The sequence below is a fragment of the Romboutsia sp. 13368 genome (assembly GCF_018336475.1).
Classification (GTDB): Bacteria; Bacillota; Clostridia; order Peptostreptococcales; family Peptostreptococcaceae; genus Romboutsia.
This window is the reverse complement of sequence record NZ_CP048741.1, coordinates 1,913,961-1,916,400: the sequence shown is the minus strand read 5'-3', so window position 1 is coordinate 1,916,400 and position 2,440 is coordinate 1,913,961. Positions and strand designations below refer to the sequence as shown.

The following is a 2,440-nucleotide window of genomic DNA, read 5'->3' as shown; positions in this document are numbered from 1 at the left end:
TAGTATAGATTTTACTATTTTTTTATAATTAATAAACTAAGTATTTTAGAGATAGAGATATTAATACACTATAAATTTTAAAAAAATAAAAAAGATATTAGGATATTATCAAAAAATAGGATAAAATAGTTATATTACTTAAAACTTTAAGGAGGAAATTAATGTTAAATGGAAAAATAATAAAAGGAATAGGGGGATTTTACTACGTAGATACGAAAGAGGGTCTTTATGAATGTAGAGCTAGGGGGATATTTAGAAAAAATAAAGTAACACCTTTAGTTGGAGATAGAGTTAGTATAAGTGTAGTTGATGAAGAAAATAAAAAGGGCGTTGTAGAAGAAATTGAAGATAGAGATACAGAGCTTGTAAGACCGCCAATAGCAAATGTAGATAAAGCATTAATAGTATTTGCTATAAAGAATCCATCACCAAACTTATCTTTATTAGATAGATTTATAGTTTTAGCAGAAAAAGAAAATTTAGAAATAGTGATAGTGTTTACAAAGGTAGATTTAGATACTGATGGTGAAATTTTAAAAGAATTAAAAGATATATATGAGATAAGTGGATATAAGGTAATACCTGTTAGTAATAAGCTTAAATTAAATATAGATAAAATTAAAGATGAATTAACAGAAAGTACTGTAGTATTTGCTGGTCCATCTGGAGTTGGAAAATCTAGTTTATTAAATGAAGTAGATAAAAACTTTGAGTTAAAAACAGGAGAAGTTAGTGATAAGATAAAAAGAGGTAAACATACTACTAGACATGCAGAATTGTTAAAACTAGAATGCGGTGGTATGGTTGCAGATACACCAGGATTTAGTTCATTAACACTTGATGATATAGAGGAAAATGAATTAAAAGAATATTTTATAGAATTTGATAATCATGATGAATGTARATTTGGTTCTAGATGTATTCATGAAAATGAGCCAATGTGTTCAGTAAAAGAAGCAGTAGAAAATGGGGAAATATCTAAAAAGAGATATGATAGTTATATTCAATTATTAAATGAAATAAGGTCAGGGAAGAGGAGATATTAAAATGATTAAATTAGCACCATCGATATTATCAGCAGATTTTGCAAGGTTATTAGAAGATGTAAAAAAAGTAGAAAATGCAGGTTGCGAGTACTTACATATTGATGTTATGGATGGGCATTTTGTTCCAAACATAACTTTAGGTCCTAATATAATTAAATCTTTAAGAAAAGATGTAAAAATGGTATTTGATGCACATCTTATGATAGAAAATCCAGACCAGTATATAAAAGAATTTGTAGATGCTGGTTGTGATATAATAGTAGTTCATCAAGAGGCATGTAGACATTTACATAGAACTATACAAAGCATAAAATCTTATGGAATAAAAGCAGGGGTATCATTAAATCCTGCAACTCCAATTGAAACTATAAAACATGTAATACAGGATGTTGATATGGTTCTTATTATGACAGTAAATCCTGGATTTGGAGGACAGTCTTTTATAGAAAGTATGATACCTAAAATAGAAGAATTAAAACAACTTATAGATGCTAAAGGTTTAAATATAGATATACAAGTAGATGGAGGAATAAAACCTGACAATGTAGATAAAGTAGTAAAAGCAGGTGCTAATGTAATAGTAGCAGGTTCAGCTATATTCAATAGTGACGATATTCAATCTACAGTTGATTTATTTAGAAAAAATGCAGATATGGTGAAATAGTATCATGAAAATATGTATTATTTTAAATGGAGAAATTAAAGACTATAAATATATAAAAAGTATAATATGTAAAAATAATTATGATTATATTATATGTTCTGACGGAGGAGCAAATCATACTTATAAAATGAATATAGTTCCAGATTATATAATAGGTGATTTAGATTCTATAGAAGAAAATATAATTAAATATTATAAATCTAAAAATGTAAAATTTGATAAGTTTCCAACTAAAAAGGATGAGACAGATACGGAACTAAGTATATGGTTAGCTAATAAATTAAATGCTAAAAAAGTAGATTTAATAGGTGCATTAGGTGGTAGAATAGATCATACTATTGCAAATATAAATCTTCTTTACTATATAAGAAATAAAAATATAATTCCTAAGATAATTTCAGAAAAAGAAGAAGTATATATAGCTATAGATGAAGAAATAATTATAGATGGAAATAAAGGAGATACAATATCTATAATACCTATAAAAGGTGATGCTAAAGGTATAACGCTTAAGAATTTAGAGTATCCCTTAGAAAATGGTATTATGGATTTTTCTAGGCCATTAGGAATATCTAATATTATGACTAAAAGTAGCTGTAATATAAAAGTAAATGAAGGAAGTATAATAATAATAAAGAATATATAAAAGATGGCCATGCCATCTTTTTTTATTTACAAGTAAGTTATAAATAATATATAGATATTATAAGTATYGAATTTAGATTGAGTA

The 2,440-nt window shown here is 26.0% G+C and carries 3 protein-coding genes; all 3 read left to right on the top strand.

Going from position 1 to position 2,440, the window contains the following annotated elements:
- Nucleotides 1-161: 161 nt before the first annotated feature.
- Genes rsgA through G3997_RS07890 form a run of 3 tightly spaced genes read left to right on the top strand, consistent with a single transcriptional unit; the run spans nt 162 to nt 2,356 of the window.
- Nucleotides 162-1,046: a ribosome small subunit-dependent GTPase A gene (rsgA, locus tag G3997_RS07900; protein WP_296645202.1), complete on the top strand. Its 885-nt coding sequence runs from the start codon at nt 162-164 to the stop codon at nt 1,044-1,046.
- Nucleotide 1,047: 1 nt separating this feature from the next.
- Nucleotides 1,048-1,710, top strand: coding sequence for a ribulose-phosphate 3-epimerase (rpe, locus tag G3997_RS07895; protein WP_296645200.1), 663 nt, complete (start codon nt 1,048-1,050; stop codon nt 1,708-1,710).
- Between the two features lie 4 nt (nt 1,711-1,714).
- Complete coding sequence (locus G3997_RS07890; RefSeq protein WP_296645198.1) at nt 1,715-2,356, top strand: thiamine diphosphokinase; 642 nt, start codon at nt 1,715-1,717, stop codon at nt 2,354-2,356.
- Nucleotides 2,357-2,440 lie beyond the last annotated feature (84 nt).